Source organism: Bacteroides intestinalis DSM 17393, assembly GCF_000172175.1.
GTDB lineage: Bacteria > Bacteroidota > Bacteroidia > Bacteroidales > Bacteroidaceae > Bacteroides > Bacteroides intestinalis.
Genome location: NZ_ABJL02000008.1, coordinates 25,581 through 47,412, shown reverse-complemented (window position 1 = coordinate 47,412; position 21,832 = coordinate 25,581). Strand labels below are relative to the sequence as shown.

The window sequence follows — 21,832 nt, the reverse complement described above, 5'->3', positions numbered from 1 at the left end:
ACAACATATGAATCCCTGACGATACTTTATATATTTAAAGTCGTCAGGGATTTCTTCTTACCCCAACCAATCAATTACCTTGAACGAATTTCTCTACGCATAAATATAATATAAGAAAGGGCAAAGCAAAGTATTGTAACTGCAATCAATCCTGTCAACTGTGGCCATATAACCAGTAAACTCTGTCCCAATGGGAGAGGACTGGGTATAGCCCCTTGGACCTGCTCCATCATTAATGGTCCCAAACTTCGGAGAGACGGCATCAACAATACAGAAGTTGCCTGATTAAATAACTCACACGGATTCAACGACGTTATACCCCAAACTATTTTCTGATAGCCAATGGCATAATAAGGAGACATCATATCAGAAGGCATCAACATTTTGGCAATCCAGTTGACAATCATCGTATAGAAGACGCTAAAGAACAACCATATTGCCAAAGAAGCCAAGGCTGAAGTTGCCGTTTGCCGGAAACAAAGTGAAAACAGTATCGCCATATTCAACCAAAGCCCTACATAGAAAACACTGAGGACCAAAAAGGAAATGATACGGGCAAATTCTTCCGGCGTGGGTGGAATACCAATAGCAATCAATCCGGCACCCATCACCAGGAACCCTAATACAAACAGCATAATTGTAATCACGATCAATGCAGCAACAAATTTGGCATTGATTATGCAATCACGATGTATCGGTTGTGATAATATGCGGCATAACGTTCCCTTGTTCTGTTCCGAATTCATGGCGTCAAATCCCAAAGCAATGCCTAGCAACGGTCCTAAAAAGTTAATGAATAAAACGAAGGAAGGTAACGTACCATCCGATACAGTAAACAATTTCAGGAAGAAAAAAGTATCTTCCACACCACCTGACTTGATAGCCTCGCGCATACTGGTGAGTGATGTATACAAAGCTCCCATACAGGTTAGTGTAATAATGGCAAGTAAGATAATAAAGCGCCAACTACGTACATGATCTCGGATTTCCTTATTCACAATAACCCAGAAAGGCTGCTCAACTTTGTTCATGTTTCTCACCTCCTTCCTTTACATAATCATTGTAGACATCAATAAGTTCCACCTGTTTACCCTCCATCTCCTCAAGATCAAGCTGTGCCAATAATTTTCCGTGATTAAACAAACCCACACGATCACAAGCTTTCTGCACCTGATCCAAGTTATGGGAAGAAAACAATACAGTCAAAGAATGCACTCTACTCAAATTACGAATCAATTCAATAAATTCCTGAATTCCGGCAGGATCGATACCCGATGTCGGTTCATCCAGGATTATGATTTCCGGATTCTTAATCAGTACATCTGCCAATCCCAGACGTTGCCTCATACCACGGGAATACTTTCCAGTCTTCTTGTTTGCCTGTTCGGAAAGCCCTACCCGCTGCATGAGTTCCTTTGCTTTCTCCTCAGCCTCCCTCTTTGAAAGACCATTCAGAAGTGCTGTATAGACAAGGTTTTCCAATCCTGTCATTTCATCATAAAAGCCTAAGTCTTCGGGAAGATAACCTATTCTCTTCTTAACCTCAATAGGGTTTGTAGTGGAGTCTATTCCACAAATTTCCACTTTGCCGGAAGTCGGCTCCGTCAGCCCCAGCATCATCAGGATAGTTGTGGATTTTCCCGCACCGTTCGGACCTAATAATCCGAAGATCTCTCCTTTGCAGATTGACAGGCTAATATGGTCAACAGCAGTGAAATTACCGTATTTTTTTGTCAAATCGGTAAGTACAATCACTTGTTCGCCCATAATTACCTCCTTCCATATTTTCGGAATAGATAGTAGACACCTCCCACAGCTACAACGATAACTAATATTCCTACCCACCCCCAAAGCATAGGTGTTTTTACTGCAATCCTGAATTGTGCGGTAGCATTCACTTCGGGAGTTCTGGCTTCCATGGTTGCAATATAATCGCCGGGCAAGGCTTTTTTCGAAGCCTTCATTACAGCCGTAACAGTAGTTGTTTCTCCGGCTTTCAGCATCTCTATTTTAGCCGGCTCAAAAGAAACTTCCCAATCTGTAGGTTTACCGGATGAAAGTTGGATATCTTTTAGTAAAGAAGAGCCTGTATTCCTGACTACCAGTTCCAAGCGCTTCACATCTCCGGCAGTAATCTCAGTACTCAACAATCCTCGTGGAGTGGTCAGTTCCATTTGATAGGTACCTGTAACCACTACTTCCAAGTCCAGGTCGGCAGATGTATTGCCAGCAACCGCACGTACTGAAATCTTATAATTTCCGGCTTCTACATTGGCGGGTGGGGTGACGTCTATCGATACATTCTGGCTGGCATTTGCTTCCACTTGTGCAGAGGTAGCCTGTTTATAGTTAGGTTTGAAAATAACATTCCACCCCCTGGGTGCATTGGACATCAAAGCATATAACTGCTGATCAGCAGTCTGGTTTTTCAGTACGGCATTGAAGGTGAATGTGGATTTAGAATTTCCCTGCATATTGGGCTGGTCAGTAGTAAATTCAGTCTGATAAGTACCTTGTTGGGCTACAGTGACTGTTAGAGGAAGTTGGCAATCTCCGGCGAAGACTGTGAAATTATAGCTACCTTTATTTATCTTCAGTGGTACTTCCAATTTCAAGTTAAAGTCTTTCTTTTCATTAGGCAAAACTGCCAGTTTGTTAATATTCCAACCACCGGATTTTAACTCACGCTTCCAACTTGCAGGTAGTCCTGTTACGGACAGATCGGCATTGACCGGTGCATCCGAATTGTTGATTAAATCAATTTTGTAGTCAATGCTCGTTCCCGGAGAAACGGAAATCTTTGTGTAAGGAGAATAAAGAAACACGCTTGGTACAGAATCAGAGGCGTGTGTGTAATTCATGGGGATCAAACCCAATAAAATGGTTAATAGCAGCAAATAATTAGTTCGCATAATCATATAGAATTTTATGGTTAATTAAATATGAGTTATCGATTTGTGTGGCTGCAAAAATAAATAATGGAAAAATTAGTAGCTGTTAAAAGCAATAAAATATCGACACAGATTTTTTACGATTATATAATATTTGTATTTTTTAATAGACTCAAAACAACCTTTTGAGATGCAATGTCCATCTAACTGAATTGTAAAGTAAAGCAACTACCTTTTCCCGCTTCCGAATAAACAGAAATATTTCCCCCATGCTGATTCATAATTTGCTTGCAAAGGCTGAGTCCAATACCCGAACCGGCAGTTTTCGTCGTGAAGAACGGAACAAATATTTTATCCTGTACTTCGGGTAAGATACCTTCACCATTATCCCGAACAGTAATAGTACAACGCCAGGAAGTCAGAGAAGAAGTCACTTTGGGTGCAAAAGCAGCTTTTACCTCAATTCTGGGTTCTTCGCGACGGCCAGATGCTTCACGGGCATTTTTTAGCAGATTAATAAGCACCTGTTCTATCTGGGCACGATCCACATTCAATATTTTCTCTGAAGGTGGAAGTTCAAAATGAATCGTTTCGTCTGGAAAGAGTTTCTGCAAATCAGTAAACAGCTCCCGAACTGATACACTCGCGCAGACGGGAGCGGGGAGACGGGTAAGACGACGATAGTTTTCTACAAACCCCAACAATCCCTTACTACGCCGATGAATAGTTTGCATGGCTTGCAGCATTACGGCATATTCTTTTTCGCCTCCTGCGTCTTTTAATGCCACAGGCACTCCACGCTCACTCAATGTTTCGGAAAGAGAGATGATAGGCGTAATGGAATTCATGATTTCATGGGTGAGTACACGGATTAGTTTTTGCCAGGCTTCCATTTCATTTCGTTCCAATACAGAATGTATATTCTTCAAACTAATGAGGCGCCTTTCCATGCCACGAGCTACGAAAAGGGTAGTAGCTACGGCCATTTCCAAAGTAGCCCCATTCCGATGAATACGCATGACTTGTGTTTCACCTGAGGGAAGATTCAAGAATTCGGACGGCAACTGTGGATCTTGCCCCAGTTGAGCAGTAGCAGCACGATTCAACCACTCGATACGCCCGGACATGTCAGTCACTAATACAGCGGTATCCACTTTATTCAACAGACTTTCGTAATACTGGTGTTTCACTTCTTCCTCTAGTAAACGGGCACGAAAAGCCTGTAGGGTTTCTGATAATTCTACAGCCATCTCTGTCATCAGCTTATTTTTATAAGGTGGATGGAAAGCCTGTGTCATATCATTATAACGCAAACTGCCTGTCAGGCGACGTATCATCTGCAATTGTTTCATCTGTATATAATAAAGGTGTATACCCGTCCCCAAAAGAAACAAGAATGTGATAAGCATACTAAACCACAAGTCTGCACAAAATAACACATAGACGCCTACAGAAAGTACTGCCAGAAGACAGATGTGCAAGATAACAATTAAGGAATACCGCTTCATAATAAATGGTTTGAATGAAGAATTTAATTAAACTATAATCCCAACTTCTCAATCTTCCGATACAATGCAAAGCGCGTGATTCCCAGATACTCCGCGGCCCGCGTCATATTCCCTTCGCTCAATCGCATAGCCTTTTCTACAGCCTGCCGTTCCAATTGCTCCAGATTGAGTACTTCTTCCTCCTTCTTAGGACGGGGTGAAGAAGCCTGAAACAGGAAATTGTCGGGACGAAGCAACGAACCGTCACCCAGAATTACGGCACGCTCCATCGTATGTTGTAACTCACGCACATTTCCCGGCCAGGGATAACGCAGTAATTTCGCTTTTGCTTCACGCGTCAAGCCCCGCATTTCCTTCTGATATTTACGGGCATAGCGCTGCAGAAAATGGTCTGCCAAGAGGATAATATCATTCCCTCGCTCCCGCAATGGAGGGATGTGCAGTTCAATCGTATTGATACGATAGAGTAAGTCTTGCCGGAAATTCCCTTCTTCCACCAGATGGCGGATATCTGCATTCGTGGCACAAATTAAACGCACGTCGATAGGTACAGACTGCGTACTGCCTAAACGGCTGATCTGTCGTTTTTCAATGGCCGTCAGTAGCTTGGCCTGCATAGGCAATGAAAGATTACCGATTTCATCCAGAAACAGCGTGCCTCCCGTTGCCACTTCCATACGTCCGGCTTTCGGTTTTCGGGCATCAGTAAATGCTCCCTTTTCGTAACCGAATAATTCACTTTCAAATAATTGTTCAGGAATACTTCCAAGGTCAATCGTTACAAAGGGGCGGCCATAGCGTGGCGAACAGCGATATAACAAACGTGCTATTACATCTTTACCCGTTCCATTCTCACCAAGAATAAGAATATTAGCATCTGCATCGCGTAATTTCTCTATTGTCGTAAACACCTCTTGCATCGCAGCTGATTCACCAATTATAGATTCTTCTACGCTACTGCCCACACCACTAAGAACTTCCACCTGTTCCTTCAGCAGATTCACTTCACATCGGGAACGACGCAACTTGATACCGGACGAGAGGGTAGCAAGCAGTTTTTCTTTCTCCCATGGTTTGGGGATAAAATCGGTGGCGCCCGCTTTAATTGCCCGTACTGCTTTATCCGTATCTGCATATGCTGTCATGAAAATAACAACTGCCTGAGAATCGATACGCAAGATTTGTTCCAGGCTCTCAAAACCTTCCTGCCCGCTTATAGCATCGCGACTGAAATTCATATCCAGTAATATTATATCGGGCTGGAAAGTCGTCATGAAGTGTTCAATACGATCAGGGGTTACTGCTACTTTTATCTTTTCTGCATAAGGTTCCAGTAAAAGGTTAAGGGCAAAAAGCACATCCTCATTATCGTCTACTATCAGTATCTTTCCTAATTGTTCCATAAAAGCTATTGTTTTTCTATCATCAGTTGTCAGCAAAGATAGGTAATATATCAATGTGTTGTGTGTGCGTATACGCACTATTTTTGTGCGGTATGGCACAGAGTAAGATTCCCTTTCTCTGAAGTAATATACTATATAACAATTAATTATATTTTTGGCACAAGATTTGAATATCTATTATTAAAAGGAATATACTATGTACAAAAATATACTTTTATCATTGATAGCCTGCGGTAGTCTGGTAACTGCTACTGCCCAAGAACATACCATGGAATTGACCTTAGGGCAAACCATAGAGCGTGCTCGCCGACAATCGCCTGATGCACAAACTGCCCAACATAGCTTCCGCTCGGCTTATTGGAACTACAAATATTATAAGGCTAACTATCTGCCTGCTCTGAAACTGACTTCCGATCCTTATCTCAACCGTGCCATTAACAAAGTCACCATGGGCGACGGTAGTGTAAAGTTTGTAGAACAAAACCTATTGAGTACCGACCTGACTCTAAGTTTGACGCAGAATATTCCATGGACAGGCGGTACATTGTTCGTGGAGACCTCTGCCCAACGTCTTGACTTGTTTAGCGATCACTCTACTTCCTGGCAGACATCACCTATAAATATCGGCTACAGTCAGTCGCTTTTCGGATACAACAGTCTGAAATGGAACCGTCGTATCGAACCATTACGTTACCGGGAAGCCAAAAAGACTTATGTAGAAACTCTGGAGCTTGTAGCCGCTAATGCTACACAAAAATTCTTTGCCCTTGCCACAGCACAAAGTAACTATGAAATAGCTTCTACCAACTATGCCAATGCAGATACCTTATATACCTATGCACAAGGACGCTATAATATAGGTACTATTACCGAAAATGAGATGTTGCAACTGGAACTGAATAAACTGACAGAAGAGACCAATCGTATGAATGCCCATATTGAAGTGGAAAACTGTATGCAGGAGCTTCGCTCATACCTTGGTATCCAAGAGGATGTATTGATTAAAGTCGATGTCAGCGACCATGTACCCAATCTTCAGATAGACTTGAATGCCGCTTTAATCACAGCACGCCAAAATAGTCCGGATATACTGAACATGCAACGTCGCAAACTGGAAAGTGAAAGCAAAGTGGCTAATGCCCGCGCTAATGCCGGACTGAAAGCCGATCTTTACCTCCGTTTCGGATTGACACAGACTGGAGATAAACTTAAAGATGCCTATCATAACCCTTTGGATCAACAATATGTTACCCTTGGTATTAGTCTGCCTATATTAGACTGGGGACGTGGGAAAGGGCAGATTCGGGTAGCCCGATCTAACCGTGACTTAACTTACACTCAGGTAGAACAAGATAAAACAGACTTTGAATTGAATGTCCGCAAACTGGTAAAACAATTCAATCTGCAATCCCAGCGCGTACACATTGCTGCCCGCACGGATGAAACAGCGCAACGACGCGCGGATGTAGCCCGACGGCTCTATATTTTAGGTAAATCAACCGTACTTGACCTCAACGCTTCTATCAGCGAAAAGGATGCTGCACGACGTAATTATATAACTGCATTATATAATTACTGGAGCCTGTACTATACTCTCCGCAGCCTGACACTTTATGATTTTGAAAAAGATGCCCCGCTAACGGAAACTGAGAAAATAGAAGAAGTAATGGATGCAATGATAAAGAAATAAAAAGTCATATCATACGTCTGATCATAAATTGTAAAACAATAAAAGCACTATGGATATTAAACTTGAAAAGAAGCCCTGGTACATTCGCTACCGTTATTATTTGGCAGGAGGAATTATATTCCTTGCTTTCATCATTTACGTTATCATTCTTTCTGCCGGCCCCAGCAAACTGCGCATCGACCAGGAGAATGTACAGATTGCTGAAGTTAAGAATGATAAGTTCATGGAATATGTAGACGTGGAAGGACTTATCCAGCCCATTCTTACCATTATCGTTAATGCCCGTGAATCAGGAAGCGTAGATCGCATTATAGGCGAGGAGGGAAGCCTGTTACAGAAAGGAGATACGATCCTTGTACTCGAAAATCCCGATCTGATACATAGTATCGAAGAGCAACGCGATGATCTGGAAAAGCAACTGATTTCTTTCCGTGAGAAAGAGATTGAAATGGAGCAAAAGAGCCTGACCCTTCAACAACAAACTTTACAGACCAACTATGAGTTAGCTCGTCTTCAAAAAAGTTTCAATCTCGATAAGGAAGAGTTTAAAATGGGAATTAAAAGCAAAGCTCAGTTGGAAGTTGCCGAAGATGAATACAATTATAATGTTAAGAAGGCAAAGTTACAACGCGAGAGTTTACGTCAGGATTCCGTCGTTGCCATTATTCGCAAGGACTTGATCCATAATGACCGGGAACGCGAACGCAAGAAGTATGAACGTGCTTGCGAACGACTGGACAATTTAATAATTAAGGCCCCCGTCGCCGGGCAGCTCAGCTTTGTAAAAGTCACCCCTGGACAACAAGTAGCATCCAACCAAGGCATTGCAGAAATCAAGGTATTAGATCAATATAAAATTCACACTTCTCTTAGCGAATACTACATAGACCGCATCACAACAGGGCTTCCCGCTACTATTAACTATCAAGGACGCAAATATCCACTCCGCATCACCAAAGTAGTGCCCGAAGTAAAAGACCGCACTTTCGATGTGGACTTGGTATTTACCGGAGAAATGCCTGACAACGTACGTGTAGGTAAAAGTTTCCGCGTACAAATAGAATTGGGGCAACCGGAACAGGCTATTGTTATCCCTCGTGGCAACTTCTATCAATCCACCGGTGGACAATGGATATACAAACTGAATGCATCCAAAACCAAAGCTACACGTGTTCCTCTCAGCATCGGGCGCCAGAACCCGCAGCAATACGAGATTACAGACGGTTTGCAACCCGGAGATTGGGTTATTACAACAGGATATGATAACTTTGGCGAAGCGGAAGAGCTAATATTAAAGTAAAGAACAAATACATGATACAACATTATCTGAAAATAGCAATAAGAAACCTGTTGAAGTACAGAATGCAGACTCTGATCAGCATTATTGGCTTAACCGTAGGTTTTGTCAGCTTTTCCCTGTCCGGCATGTGGATGAATTATGAGCAAAGTTATGATAATTTCCATGATGGAGCCGACAGAGTCTATGTGGCAAGTGTTCCTTCCGTATTTAGAACCAGTGGTTTCTCAACTACGACTTCTCTTTTGCTGGCCCCTCATCTGGTCAATACCTTTCCTGAAATAGAAGTTGCGACTTATACAAACTTCACAACAGAGTATAACGATGATCAGAACAGGCATTGGACCATGATATCGGTAGACAGTGCTTTTATCTCCATGTTTCCGGTTACGGTATTGGAAGGCAGTTTGCAGTTTTTGTACAATACTGCCGATGAGATAGCCATTAGCGATAAAGCTGCCCGCTTGCTTTTCGGTAAGGAATCACCTATTGGCAAGGAGTTTCCGCTTGATAAGAAAATGACTGTTACTGCCGTGGTTCAAAAATGGAAAGGACATTCTAATTATGAATTCGACGTGATTTCAAGGCGAAAAGCCCCGGAATATCTGGACTGGGGCTATGCATCCGGAACTACCTTGTTTCGCGTTGCTCCCGGTACCGACATGGACGCTTTGGGTAAAAAGCTAAAAGATATAGAAGTCGATATGAAAGGAAATATACGGAAATATCCTGTTCACATTACTCCTATAACGGAATATCATTATACACATCCCAAATACAATATATTTATCCGTATAGAATATGTCCGCCTCTTTTGTCTGATCAGCCTGCTAATCGTTTTGGGAGCACTATCCAACTATCTCATTATCTACCTGATACGCATTCGCATGAGGCAGCGTGAATGGGCACTCCGTAAAGTGAATGGAGCATCGGAAAGAAGTCTGGTCGCCTTGCTGATGTCTGAGATTGTATTACTACTGCTGGCTTCAGTTCCTGTCGGCTTCTTATTGGTGGAAGTTTCTCTCCCCATATTCAAGCGCTGGTCTTACATCACTGAAGAGAATAATCTCTTTTTTTATAAAGAGACGCTTATCTATATGTCAATCGTCATAGGAACCGTTCTACTTTTTGCCTGGCTCACCTTGTTGGTTCAACGGCGTTTTACATTACAGTCGGCTATATCTTCCGCTATCACCCGTCGCTTTTCTACCTTCTACCGACGGATAGGGGTTTGGTTTCAATTGGTGGTCAGTATTGGTTTTATATTTTGTACAATAATGATGATGAAACAATTGCATCATCTGCGTACATCTGCCGACATGGGAGTCACCAATACTGATATAGAGTATGTGGCCTATCTTGAAGGTATCCCTGACAGTGATAAAGAACATTGGGTAAAACTAATGAAAGAAATTCCGGACATTGATTTTCGGGAAGTCTCAAATTTCCCCTTACCGGGATTATCCCAATCTATGTTTACAGCCGTAGAATGGGATGGCAAACAACCGGGAGATAAAGAAGTAGCTGTCAATGATTTCCAGATTTCAAAAGAAACATTCGATTTATTAGGATTACAGTTAGTGGCCGGTATTTTCCCGGATGAGTCATCCAGCCCTAATGACATACTGATAAACGAATCATTAGCAAAAAAACTGGGTTGGAAAGACCCTGTTGGAAAGAAGTTTCATAAATCTTATGTGGTAGCCGGTGTTTTGAAAGATATCCGCCTTTCACCCATCACGCAGGCTTTGCCGGCTATATATACTGTATCGAAGTTTCCTCCCCGGAAACAGTATGTTTATACGTATCATGGGGAATATAAAGACGTTCTGAAGGCTATTAACAATCATATAAAGAAAAGTTATCCTGATTTTTACATGTGGTCACGGAGCGTAGGTCATATAATAGAAGAAGCTACCGCTTCCGAGAATATCTTGATGAAGCTGTTAACCGTAGCATCTATTGTTTGTGGAATTATTGCAGTCTTCGGAATATTTTCCTTAGTCAATCTATCATGCGAACAACGGCGCAAAGAGATTGCTATCCGTAAAGTGAATGGAGCTACCATTTCGGACATTATCAGTATATTCCTCCGGGAATATATGATATTACTGGCATTGGCTGCAATTGTTGCTTTTGCGGCGGGTTATATCGTCATGCAACATTGGCTGGAAGGATATGTCATTCAGACTTCTATCAATTGGTGGATTTATGTAATAATTCTGATCGTAGTTATTGTAATCATTTGCATTAGTATCGGCTGGCGGATATGGCAGGCTGCATGGCAGAATCCGGCAGAAGTGATTAAAAGTGAATAAAAAACACATTATACTTGAAAAATATGAAAACACTTAAATACGCTTGGCGTTTCCTTATACGCTCAAAATCATACACTATTATTAATATAATCGGGCTGGCACTTAGTCTGGCATGTACTATCATATTAGTCCGCTACATTCACTTGGAACTCCGGGTAAACACACATTGTACGGATGCTGAAAATGTCTATATTCCACTTCGGGACATAGATGGCAACGTATTCCCAGGCAGTGTAGGACCAGATAGCGGAGCAGACACTGTTTATTTTCAGCCTGAGGCCGTCAAAGAAAGGAGTTACTTCATTACATCCTGCAATGATAATGTGACGATTGATGAAAAGCCTTATGCTGTCCAGCTATTGGCTGCTGATACAGCTTTCTTCCATTTCTTTAATTATCCGCTAAAGGGTAAACGCATGGCAGCACCGGAAGAGGCTCTTGTCACCCGGCAATTCGCTAAACGTGTATTTGGAGAAAAAGACCCGATAGGAAAGACTATGGAGTATTCCGGAGGTAAACATCTCACTATCTGCGGCATATTGGATGAACCGGCATGCAAATCCTCACTGACATTTGACATTGTAGTAAACCTGGATCTTAAAACAAGAAGAGAATGGAGCAGAATGTATGTGGAACTATTACGCTTTATGCCCGGAGTCGATGTGGATGCCATTAATGCTTCCAGTAACGTCTACCGCCAGACGTCACAGGGGTTTAGAATACGGTATAACTTCCTACCTGTCAGCCAACTTTATTGGAACAAAGAATTGGCGGCTTCCGGCGATGATCCCGAGATATGGCATTACAGCAGCCGTTCCCACATTCTGATACTCACAGGAGTATGCTTGTTGTTATTACTGGCAGGCATATTAAACTTTGTCAATATCTATTTGGTCTTCATGCTAAGGCGTTCTAAAGAATATGGTGTGAAGAAAGTCTTCGGTGTGCAGGGGCGCACTCTCTTCGTGCAACTATGGACAGAGAATGCATTAATGATATCCATCGCCTTGCTACTGGCATGGTTTTTCATTGAGATATTCTCCGGATATGCCAATCGGTTGCTTGAAAGTGACATTCCCTATACAGCTTTTGACTGGCAACTGTCATTGACTGTTTGGGTTCTTCTACCATTAATTACCACTATTTATCCCTTTATCAAATACAATTATCTGCCACCCATCATATCTATACGCTCCATCGGAGGATCACGCCAGTCTGTTGCAACCCGCACAGCCTTCCTATTTATACAGTATAGCATCACTCTATTGCTTATTATACTATCATTGTATTTCAGCAGTCACCTTCACTTTTTGCAAGATACTCCTCCGGGATTTCGGACAAAGGGCATATTGTATGCTAATCTAGTACCTCTCTCCAAAACTTGGTATTTAGAGAGTGAAGAGCAGAAAAAGAAACACTGGCAAGATGCTCAGAGCATTGAGCAAAAGCTGGAAGAATGTCCCTTCATCGAACAGTGGTTTCGTGGAGAACCGTCACAATGTGGCATCTTAGGAGCAGGAGGCGCAGGCACATCCGTTCTTATAAATGATAAAGACGTGAAACAAAATATGATGCTGATGTGGGTACCCCTTGACTTTTTCAAATTTTATGAGCTACGGATGAAAGAAAATGCATTGCCCGATAAAATTGAAGGACGCAATAAATATCTGGTAGTCATGAACGAGGCTGCCATGAAAGCCTTCGGCTATACGAAACGTGATGAAGCATTTGTCAGGGGAGAGAAAGCACTTTGGATTTCCATGGGCATGGATGGAAATATTATAGAAGGCGGAACATCTCTGATGCCCGTAGAAGCAGTCGTAGAAAACTACTACACCGGACACCTTACTGCTGGTAAGAAGCCTCTTGTATTTATGGTATCTCCCAAGGCAGGTGGTTCGCAATACCAGATAGCCTGTAAAAACGGAAAAGAGAAAGAGCTCATCTCTTATCTGAAAAAGATCAGACAAGAGATTTTTAATACCGAAGAATTTGACCATCACTGGCTGGAAGAAGATGTGCAGGCACTGTATCGCGAAGATCGGCGTGTGTCAACTGTCTTCACGCTTTTCTCCGCCATTTCCATTTTTGTTTCGGCTTTGGGGCTATTTGGGCTCTCTCTGTTCGATATTCGCCAACGATATCGCGAGATTGCTATCCGGAAAGTAAACGGAGCGCAGTTACGGAATTTATATTCAATTTTATTTCGCAAATATATATGGGTGATAGGAGGGGCAACGCTGCTTACCGCACCATTATCTTACTATCTCATAGATACTTATACAAAGGATTTCGTTGTTAAAGCACCTGTCAGTATATCCATATATGTGATTGCCATACTAACTGTTGCGGGCATTTCATTGGGCACTTTGTTATGGCAGGTGAATAAGGCTGCACGCATTAATCCGGCAAAGATTATGAAAACAGAATAAAAACACATAGAGTATGAAACAAATCTTATTATCCATACGCATGCTATTGCGATTTAAGGTGTATACCTTTGTCAATTTCATAGGGTTAGCAATTAGTCTTGCCTGTGTATTTACCATAACACGATATATTCATCAGGAGAATACAGTAGACCACTGTTATCCGGAATACAAACGGATTTATTTTATCGAACGTTCTATCAGTGACGGCACCAAAGAACTGTCCGGATACCAATCTGACTTAGAGAAGGATCCGGCAGTAGAACGTTATGCGTCATTCACTCCATGTACCGATTTGGTTATGGATTTTGGGAAACAAGAAATTACTGTAAATGCCCTGTCCATAGACAGTACATTCTTTAGTATTTTTCCTTATTCCATTTATATGGGGAGTGGGAAAATAAAGCGCCCCAACGATGCGCTCATAACTAAAGAGTTTTGGCTTCATTCCCTCAATGGAGTACCCAATCCTATAGGCGTGACTTTTAAAAATTCCGTCGGAAGAAAGTTCCGCATTGTAGGTGTATTGGATACTCAGGAAACCAAAACATCATGGCTACCGGACATGTTTTTATCGGACGAACTGGAAGAATTATGGTTTTCAAATCCGAACTATGCTGTAGTTATGACACCGGGTACGGACATTGCCAAATTGAATGAAAAATACAATAAAGAACAGCCACGAGACGAATGGAGTACATTCCAGACCATGCACTACCAGTATTTACCATTGACAGATTATTATTATACGACCTCTCATGAAAAGTCAGCATTATCCCAACACGGAAATAAAGATTATATTCGTGTATTATGGATTGTTGCCTTTCTGGTAGGTATTATAGGCATCCTAAACTTTACCAATATTTATACAGTCATCATGTCCAAACGCGCCAGGGAGTTTGGTATAAAGAAAGTATATGGAGCAGGTAGAAAAGAAATCTTTCTTCAGATATACATTGAGAATATGCTACTCTCAGGAGCTGCACTGTTTATTTGTTGGTTGATTATTGAAATTACCAGACATTTGTTCTACAATGAGATGTATATTCCTACGAACTCAAATTTAAAGTTTGACCTGAATATATCTCTTCTTATTTTATTTGTGCTTCCATTGCTAACCACATTTTATCCATTTATAAAATTTACTCATAACACTCCGGTTTCTTCCATGCGCGAACTTTCTTCCACGCATTTCTCTGTCCGTTCACGCATGCTTTTTCTTGGCTTTCAATATGTCATCACTATCTATATGATTGTCATGTCGCTTTTCTTTGTACGGCAACTTGAATACATGCTTCATTCCGACCTCGGTTTCCGTACTCATGATGTGATAGAATGCAAGATGTATGTTTTCAAAGGAGGGAGTTCATTTCATGAGAAAGAGAAAGAAGATCTTTTGAAAGAAGGGAAAATACAGCAGGCTAATAAAGAGTTAGTAAACAAACGAATGAGTGAAAGTACATTATTTACTCATTGGAGCAGGATACCAATGCCGCTTCACCAGTTCAAGCCGTCACGTTACGCTCTTAACCGGGCAGAGAATGGTTTCAAACCGGTACTAAGAGCCAGAATGTCTCCACGCTCTATGGAATTATTCGAATTCCAACTACTAGAAGGCAGGTTATGGAATGATTCAATAGATGAAATGTTTACCAAAAACAGTTTTAAATGTATCATCAACGAATCTGCCAAAAAAGTATTTGGCATCAAGGATATTACGCGTGACAAACTTCAGGGTGAAGACAAAAGTTGGGCTTCCAGTAATGTTCCATCCGAGTATAATCCTCCTGTTGAAATCGTAGGAGTTATAAAAGACTTCAACGTCAAGCATTTATCACAGTCCGCCGCTCCCATGATTATCGAATATTTTGATGAAAAATATGAGCTTATTACTGTTACTGCTTCGTATCCGCACGAACGGAGGGCAGAAGCTATCGACTTCTTGCGTAAATTATATGAAGAAGCTACGGGAAGCACTGACTTCGAATATAAACTGATAGAAGATGAGATAGCTTCCATGTACAATGAAGATCGGCGGGTGGTGGATATCTATTCATTGTTTGCCAAAGTTGCCATTCTTATATCATCCTTGGGACTATTGGCCATTTCATTATTTGATATCCGTCAGCGTTATCGGGAAATAGGCCTGCGTAAAGTAAATGGAGCACAAGGGAAGAACATATATCCTTTACTCATCAAAAAATATCTCTCAGTATTGGGGATAGCATCACTGATAGCTATTCCATTGTCTTCCGGAGCGATAATACTCTATTTAGAAGACTTTGCCCATAAGGCACCCATCACTCCCGATTTATTTATTATAGGCATAGGCGCAACAGCCTTGATATCATTGTTGACTATTATCTGGCAGATTTATAAAGCAGCCAATGTAAATCCGGCAGAAGTGATTAAATACGAGTAAGAGAAAGAAGAATAAAGAAAATAAAGAAACCATGATACAGCATTATCTTAAAATAGTCTTTCGGAATATACTGAAACATAAAACACAAAGTATAATCAGTATTGTCGGTCTGGCAATAGGTCTGGCATGCTTTGCCTTGTCCACATTCTGGATACAATATGAGATGACATATGATAGTTTTCACAGGGATGCGGATCGCATCTATCTGATACGGACGGATGAAAATCATTTCGGAACACATTATCACAACTTTGTACCCTACGCTTTAGGTGGGTATTTAAAAAATTCTTATTCAGAAATAGAAGATTGGTGTGCATTCGAACAGCAATCTTTTTTCACGATGCAGAACAAACAGTTGACGGAATATCCATATATAGCGCCTGACTCTACTTTTATGCGGATGATGGATGTAAAAATTTTAGAAGGCAACAATAATTTCTTATCATCATCATCCAATGAGAAAGAAGTTGCCATTACAGAAGAGATGGCTCGCGATTTATTTGGTACTACAGATGTGATTGGGAAAGAATTGATTTCTGGCAACAACATGAAAGGATATCGTATAAGTGCCGTCATAGACGACTGGGGGAAACATTCTAATTTCAAATATTCTGTTATGGGATGGATGAGCAGTGACGACACTTCATGGGGAAACGGTCGATATAGGATGTTGATAAAAGTGAAACACGGGACAGATATCAACGCACTCATAAAAAAAATGAACCGTAACTTTCCGGAAGAGATGAAGAAAGATAAATATAACTGTAAAACCGGATTTACACGCTTCTACCTGGAACCTATTACCCAATTACGATACGCGGATGAATTTGTCCGTGGTGACGAAACAATCGTACAATTTCGTTACATTGTCTACTTCTCAATAACGGGAGTACTTATCATCTTTTGCGCATTGGTGAATTATCTGACTATTTATAGCGATTGTTTCCGTTCACGTAAGCGTGAGATGGCACTGCGTAAAGTAAACGGAGCTTCCGAACATTCGTTGTTGGCGTTGCTTTGCATGGATTTTCTGTTTACTATCTTGCTGGCGTCCATTTTGGGAATGGGCTTCATTGAGTTGCTCAAATCTTGGTTTATACACTATTCCGGAATAGCTGATACAGATATGTCCATCTATGGTTATTGCATATTATACATAGCAGGCATGTCTATATTGGCATATATCATTGCCCTGCTCTCTGTCTACATATTCCGTCGCCGTTCATTGCAACACACGCTCCATCACACAAGCGCCATAGGACGTCTTTTTCGAAGGGGGAGCGTTGTTTTACAACTGATTGTCTGCATCGTTTTCATATTCTGTACAACTATTATGCAAATGCAGCTCTATCATTTACGTAATGTAAATACAGGTATTGATTATCAAAATCGTGCATCTTTAAGTATTTGGATGAATGTGGATATGAATGTTTGGGTCGAAAAAGTAAAGGAACTGCCTATGGTTACAGAAATAGTGAAACCTGTCTATTGGCCTCTAATCAGTATGGGAGCTTATTCTCTTTTTGAGGTAACTTCATGGGATGGCCTGAACGGAACAGCAGATAATCCTATCAGTATAGACCAGTTTTTGGCAGGAGAAGATTTCTTCAAATTCTACAATATGAAGCTATTGGCAGGAGAATGGATCTCGGATAAATCAAAACTCAACGAAGTGAACATCACTGCAACAGCAGCCCGTACTATGGGCTGGACACCGGAAGAAGCTATTGGAAAACGCATCTATTATAATGAAGAAAATACCCAATCTATGACCATAGTAGGGGTAGTGAAAGATTGTGCTTACAGAGCACCTACAAACGATGTACCTAATGCTATATTTGTCAATACAAACAAATTGGAATATATGTGGCCGCGTTGTTTCGTACTTTTCAAATATAAACCGGGAACCTGGGAAGAATGCCGTCGCCGTATTGAGGAGATGCAACTGGCGGAACTTCCCGACCGCAAACTTTTTTTGGATAGTGAAGAAGAACGATACAACAAATACCTGAAATCAGAGGACGCATTATCCGGCCTTTTGAGTTTCTCTTCATTGGTTTGTATTCTGATAGCCGTGTTCGGTATCTATTCCCTGGTCACATTGACTTGCGAACTGCGACGGAAGGAAATAGCTGTCCGTAAAGTGAACGGAGCTACAATTGGCAATATTCTGAGTATTTTCTTTAGGGAATATACTTTGCTTCTGATCATATCTTCACTGATAGCTTTCCCGGTCGGCTATATTATCATGAGACAGTGGATTGAAACTTACAATCGTCAGGTGAATATAGGAGTGTGGCCGTTCATCCTTATATTTATGGGCATTATGATAGTGATTACTCTCAGTATAGGCTGGCGTGTATGGCAAGCTGCACGACAAAATCCAGCAGAAGTGATAAAGAGTGAATAAACGGAGCATAAACATAAAACGCATGGACCTATAACTTGGCAAGTAATGTGATTATGCAAAATAAGCAATGTTCTGCAATACAAGATTGCTTATTTTGCATAATCACATTGCTTGTTATCGCCTACATTTATACTTTTCACAAGATGTATCTATGTTTTTTCAGTAGACGATAAATGATAATCAAGATATATGTCGATAAATTAAAGAAACAAAAACACAGCTTTGCAAAAATTTTTGGAAGCTATTTTAGGGGTCAAAATAGGGTCAGGGTCACTTATAACCCCACCTGATAGTTGTTTTTTCAAGCAAAAACACATAAACTGCTGTATATCAAAAGATTGTCAATTATTCTTGTCCAATAAAAAAGTGTTTCTACATAGATTTAATATGACAGCATTTTGCACAATACGAACAATCCCGGATTAAGTAAATACTATAAACAAGAAGTTAATATGATCCGTCTCTTTGACTACCTCTTTTTAGTCTGTGTCTTCTTTCCTGCTTAATGCAAATATTTAAGACACAAAAAAGAGAACATGCTACGAAACATTCTTTTTTAAGGAGGGAAGAAGAAAGATGCATCGGCAGATTACCCAGTGTAGACGGGACTAATTTCAATGCATTAGTACTAAGAGTCACATTTTTCTTTACATCCCCTTAAAATGCTTCTTCATCTGTTGTGGGGATTCGGGGTTATAGGTGACCCTGACCCTATTTTGACCCCTATTTTTCCCTTTTAGAAGATATAACATATTGATATACAATAATAAATAATAAAAAGATACTTCTCGTTACGAAATTATTCAATATACAATTTTGAGAGAAAAGTGAAAGACGTTTTCTATAACTTATAAACAAATAACTTTACATTTAATACTATATTCCTTTAGTATTTATATCCCCAATATATTCTCTCTTCTTTGAAAACCTTTCCAATAATTGAGAGTTCAATGTAGACAATGTGCGAATATGCACTATTTTTGTGCAGTATAGCACACCGAATTTATATTTAAGAAATTAATATATACCTAATATACAATCAGTTATATCTTTGGCATAAGATTTGAAAATTAAGTATTAAGAATCCTATAAAAGTCATCAAGAATCAACAACAGATAAGTAAATATAAACTATGATACAACATTACTTTAAGATAGCATTTCGTAATGTACTGAAATACAAGACACAAAGTGTTATCGGCATCTTTGGTCTGGCAGTAGGCTTCACTTGTTTCGCCCTTGCCAACCTGTGGATACATTATGAGATGACGTATGACGCTTACCACGAAGGAGCCGACCGAATGTATATTCTTTGCAAAGAAAGTGTATTTGGAGTAAACGGATATTCCACTTCTATGCCATACCCAGCATCGACTGTTCTGAAAAACGATTTCCCTGAGGTGGAAGCTGCATGCGCCTATACCAGATGGGGACAAAAAGTAGATCTTAAAGCAAATGGTCGGACAGTGGAAACTAATGATCTACAGGCAGACTCCTGCTTCATGAAAATGTTCAATATATCCATTCTATCAGGAAGTATGGACTTTATGTATTCCAATGACAAGATAGCCTTGACTGAAGATGTAGCTATGCAATTGTTCGGTTCAACGAATGTACTGGGCAAAGAAGTTAAAAACTATAATGACGATACACTGACGATTTGTGCCATTCTCTCAAGCCTCAATCACAGTAATCTGTCATTCGGTTACTGGGGACAGGGAGAATACTTTCGCAGCTGGCAGAATGATTGGAATAATGGAAGTTTCGAAATCATTATCAAGTTACGTAAAGGGACTGATCCGATAGCCTTTCAGAAGAAACTTGCTGCAAATAAAACAAAAGCCGATCCGAGAGATCCCCGCAGAGTGTTCGAGGGTATCCGGCTAATACCACTCGACGAGTATCATTATTCATCAGTTAACAGGAACCCATCTTTCCAATTCTACTATTTGATACTATTCTCTGTGGCCGGAGGTTTAGTGATTCTTTGTTCCCTGTTCAATTATCTCTCTCTGTTCATCACTCGCATGAAGATACGTAGCCGTGAAATAGAACTGCGTAAAGTATGCGGTTCCTCCATCGGGGGGCTATTTATTCTACTTTCTGTGGAGTACCTATACATCATATTTTTATCCGGCGTATTGGGGATGGCTTTGGTTGAAACGGCTTTACCCGCCTTTAAGAAAATGTCCGGGGTATCCGGAAATATTTATGGAGAATCTCTTCTCTATTTTGTAGGGATTCTTTTACTGTCTTTATTTCTGTTAGTGCCATTCGCCATCAGACGGTCGCGCATACGAAATAGCGGAAACAAGTACGCACTCCGTAAAATAAGTATTGCATTCCAATTGGCGATAGGGATTCTTGTCACGTTCTGCATAATAGTGATGATGAAGCAAATCTATTTTCTTACGAATGTAGATTTAGGATGGGAAAGAAAGAATATAGCTTCTATCAATCTTTTATATCCGGACAATGATTTTGAAGCCATTGCTGATAAGATCAGGCAATTCTCATGTACAAGGGAGGTGGTGACCGGACATTGTTGCCTATTGCCTAAATCATCAGGCTTTTCACAGACTTTCGATAATTGGGACGGAAAAGAAGATGCGGCGAAGAGTATAGATATGCTATGTCTGTGGAATTGTGAAAAGACAGTGTCCTTCTACAATCTGAAATTGCTGGAAGGGGAGATAGTGAAGCCGACAGAAACGAATAGCATAATGATTAATGAATCGGCCGTAAAAGCACTTGGAATGAGCGACCCGATTGGAAAGAAACTTTATCAGAAGGGCAGAACATGGACCATTGTAGGTATAATTAAAGACTTCCACATCACGGCACCGACAGAACCGGTGCAACCCTATACTTTGGTTGCAGTGGATATTCTTAAGGATATAGGATTTTCTTTAGGAAAAGGACAAATCTTAATTAAGTTTCATGATGGTAAATGGAAAGAACTGAGAAACCGGATAGACAGCATATTCAGTCGGGAGTATCCGGAAGTGAGATATAGATTATACAACACAGCAGAAGAATATGCCGGATATCTTAAGTCCGAAGATGCACTGATAAAGTTATTGAGCTTTGTTGCCATGGTTTGTGTACTTATTGCTGCTTTCGGTATCTTTTCTCTGATTACTTTGAGTTGCGAGCAAAGACGCAAAGAGATAGCCGTTCGTAAGGTGAATGGAGCCACAATCCGGAATATTCTAATTATGTTTATAAAGGAATACATACTTCTGCTCATTATTGCGGCTGTCATCGCATTCCCAATAGGGTATGTCCTGATGAAACGTTGGCTTGAAAACTATATAGAACAGACCACAATTAAAGCCTGGATATATTTAGTCATAGCCGGTGGCATAGCCATAATTATCTTTGCATGTATCGGCTGGCGAGTGTGGCAGGCGGCACGGCAGAATCCGGCGGAAGTGATAAAGAGTGAATAAATCAGAGTATAAT

Annotated in this window: 12 protein-coding genes; 7 read left to right on the top strand and 5 right to left on the bottom strand. The window is 40.8% G+C overall.

Annotation, left to right across the window (positions count from 1 at the left end; genetic code table 11):
* Window positions 1-74: 74 nt before the first annotated feature.
* The 5 genes from BACINT_RS09485 to BACINT_RS09465 all read right to left on the bottom strand — a co-directional run bounded on the left by BACINT_RS09485 (window position 75) and on the right by BACINT_RS09465 (window position 5,802).
* A complete protein-coding gene (locus tag BACINT_RS09485) occupies window positions 75-1,031 on the bottom strand; it encodes an ABC transporter permease (RefSeq protein WP_007662574.1) in 957 nt (318 codons plus the stop codon).
* Window positions 1,018-1,767, bottom strand: a complete 750-nt coding sequence (locus BACINT_RS09480; protein ID WP_007662572.1) for an ABC transporter ATP-binding protein — start codon at window positions 1,765-1,767, stop codon at window positions 1,018-1,020. Before BACINT_RS09480 ends, BACINT_RS09485 begins: the two co-directional genes overlap by 14 nt.
* 2 nt (window positions 1,768-1,769) lie before the next feature.
* Window positions 1,770-2,918: a COG1470 family protein gene (locus BACINT_RS09475; protein WP_007662566.1), complete on the bottom strand. Its 1,149-nt coding sequence runs from the start codon at window positions 2,916-2,918 to the stop codon at window positions 1,770-1,772.
* A gap of 176 nt (window positions 2,919-3,094) precedes the next feature.
* Complete coding sequence (locus tag BACINT_RS09470) at window positions 3,095-4,399, bottom strand: sensor histidine kinase (protein ID WP_021967272.1); 1,305 nt, start codon at window positions 4,397-4,399, stop codon at window positions 3,095-3,097.
* Between the two features lie 32 nt (window positions 4,400-4,431).
* On the bottom strand, window positions 4,432-5,802 hold the full coding sequence (locus BACINT_RS09465) for a sigma-54-dependent transcriptional regulator (protein WP_007662563.1): 1,371 nt from the start codon (window positions 5,800-5,802) through the stop codon (window positions 4,432-4,434).
* Between the two features lie 196 nt (window positions 5,803-5,998).
* Here BACINT_RS09465 and BACINT_RS09460 point away from each other — a divergent pair, with 196 nt between their 5' ends.
* From BACINT_RS09460 to BACINT_RS09430, 7 genes are all read left to right on the top strand, one after another.
* Window positions 5,999-7,492, top strand: coding sequence for a TolC family protein (locus tag BACINT_RS09460; protein ID WP_007662562.1), 1,494 nt, complete (start codon window positions 5,999-6,001; stop codon window positions 7,490-7,492).
* A gap of 49 nt (window positions 7,493-7,541) precedes the next feature.
* Entirely contained in the window at window positions 7,542-8,792 is a 1,251-nt protein-coding gene (locus BACINT_RS09455) for an efflux RND transporter periplasmic adaptor subunit (RefSeq protein WP_007662561.1), read from the top strand.
* 11 nt (window positions 8,793-8,803) lie between these two features.
* Window positions 8,804-11,107 (top strand): ABC transporter permease, encoded by a 2,304-nt coding sequence (locus BACINT_RS09450; protein ID WP_007662560.1) that lies wholly within the window; start codon window positions 8,804-8,806, stop codon window positions 11,105-11,107.
* 23 nt (window positions 11,108-11,130) lie between these two features.
* Window positions 11,131-13,539, top strand: coding sequence for an ABC transporter permease (locus BACINT_RS09445; RefSeq protein ID WP_007662559.1), 2,409 nt, complete (start codon window positions 11,131-11,133; stop codon window positions 13,537-13,539).
* A 13-nt stretch (window positions 13,540-13,552) separates the two neighbouring features.
* On the top strand, window positions 13,553-15,958 hold the full coding sequence (locus BACINT_RS09440; protein WP_007662558.1) for an ABC transporter permease: 2,406 nt from the start codon (window positions 13,553-13,555) through the stop codon (window positions 15,956-15,958).
* A gap of 31 nt (window positions 15,959-15,989) precedes the next feature.
* On the top strand, window positions 15,990-18,368 hold the full coding sequence (locus BACINT_RS09435; protein ID WP_007662556.1) for an ABC transporter permease: 2,379 nt from the start codon (window positions 15,990-15,992) through the stop codon (window positions 18,366-18,368).
* A gap of 1,132 nt (window positions 18,369-19,500) precedes the next feature.
* A complete protein-coding gene (locus tag BACINT_RS09430) occupies window positions 19,501-21,819 on the top strand; it encodes an ABC transporter permease (RefSeq protein ID WP_007662554.1) in 2,319 nt (772 codons plus the stop codon).
* Window positions 21,820-21,832: the final 13 nt, after the last annotated feature.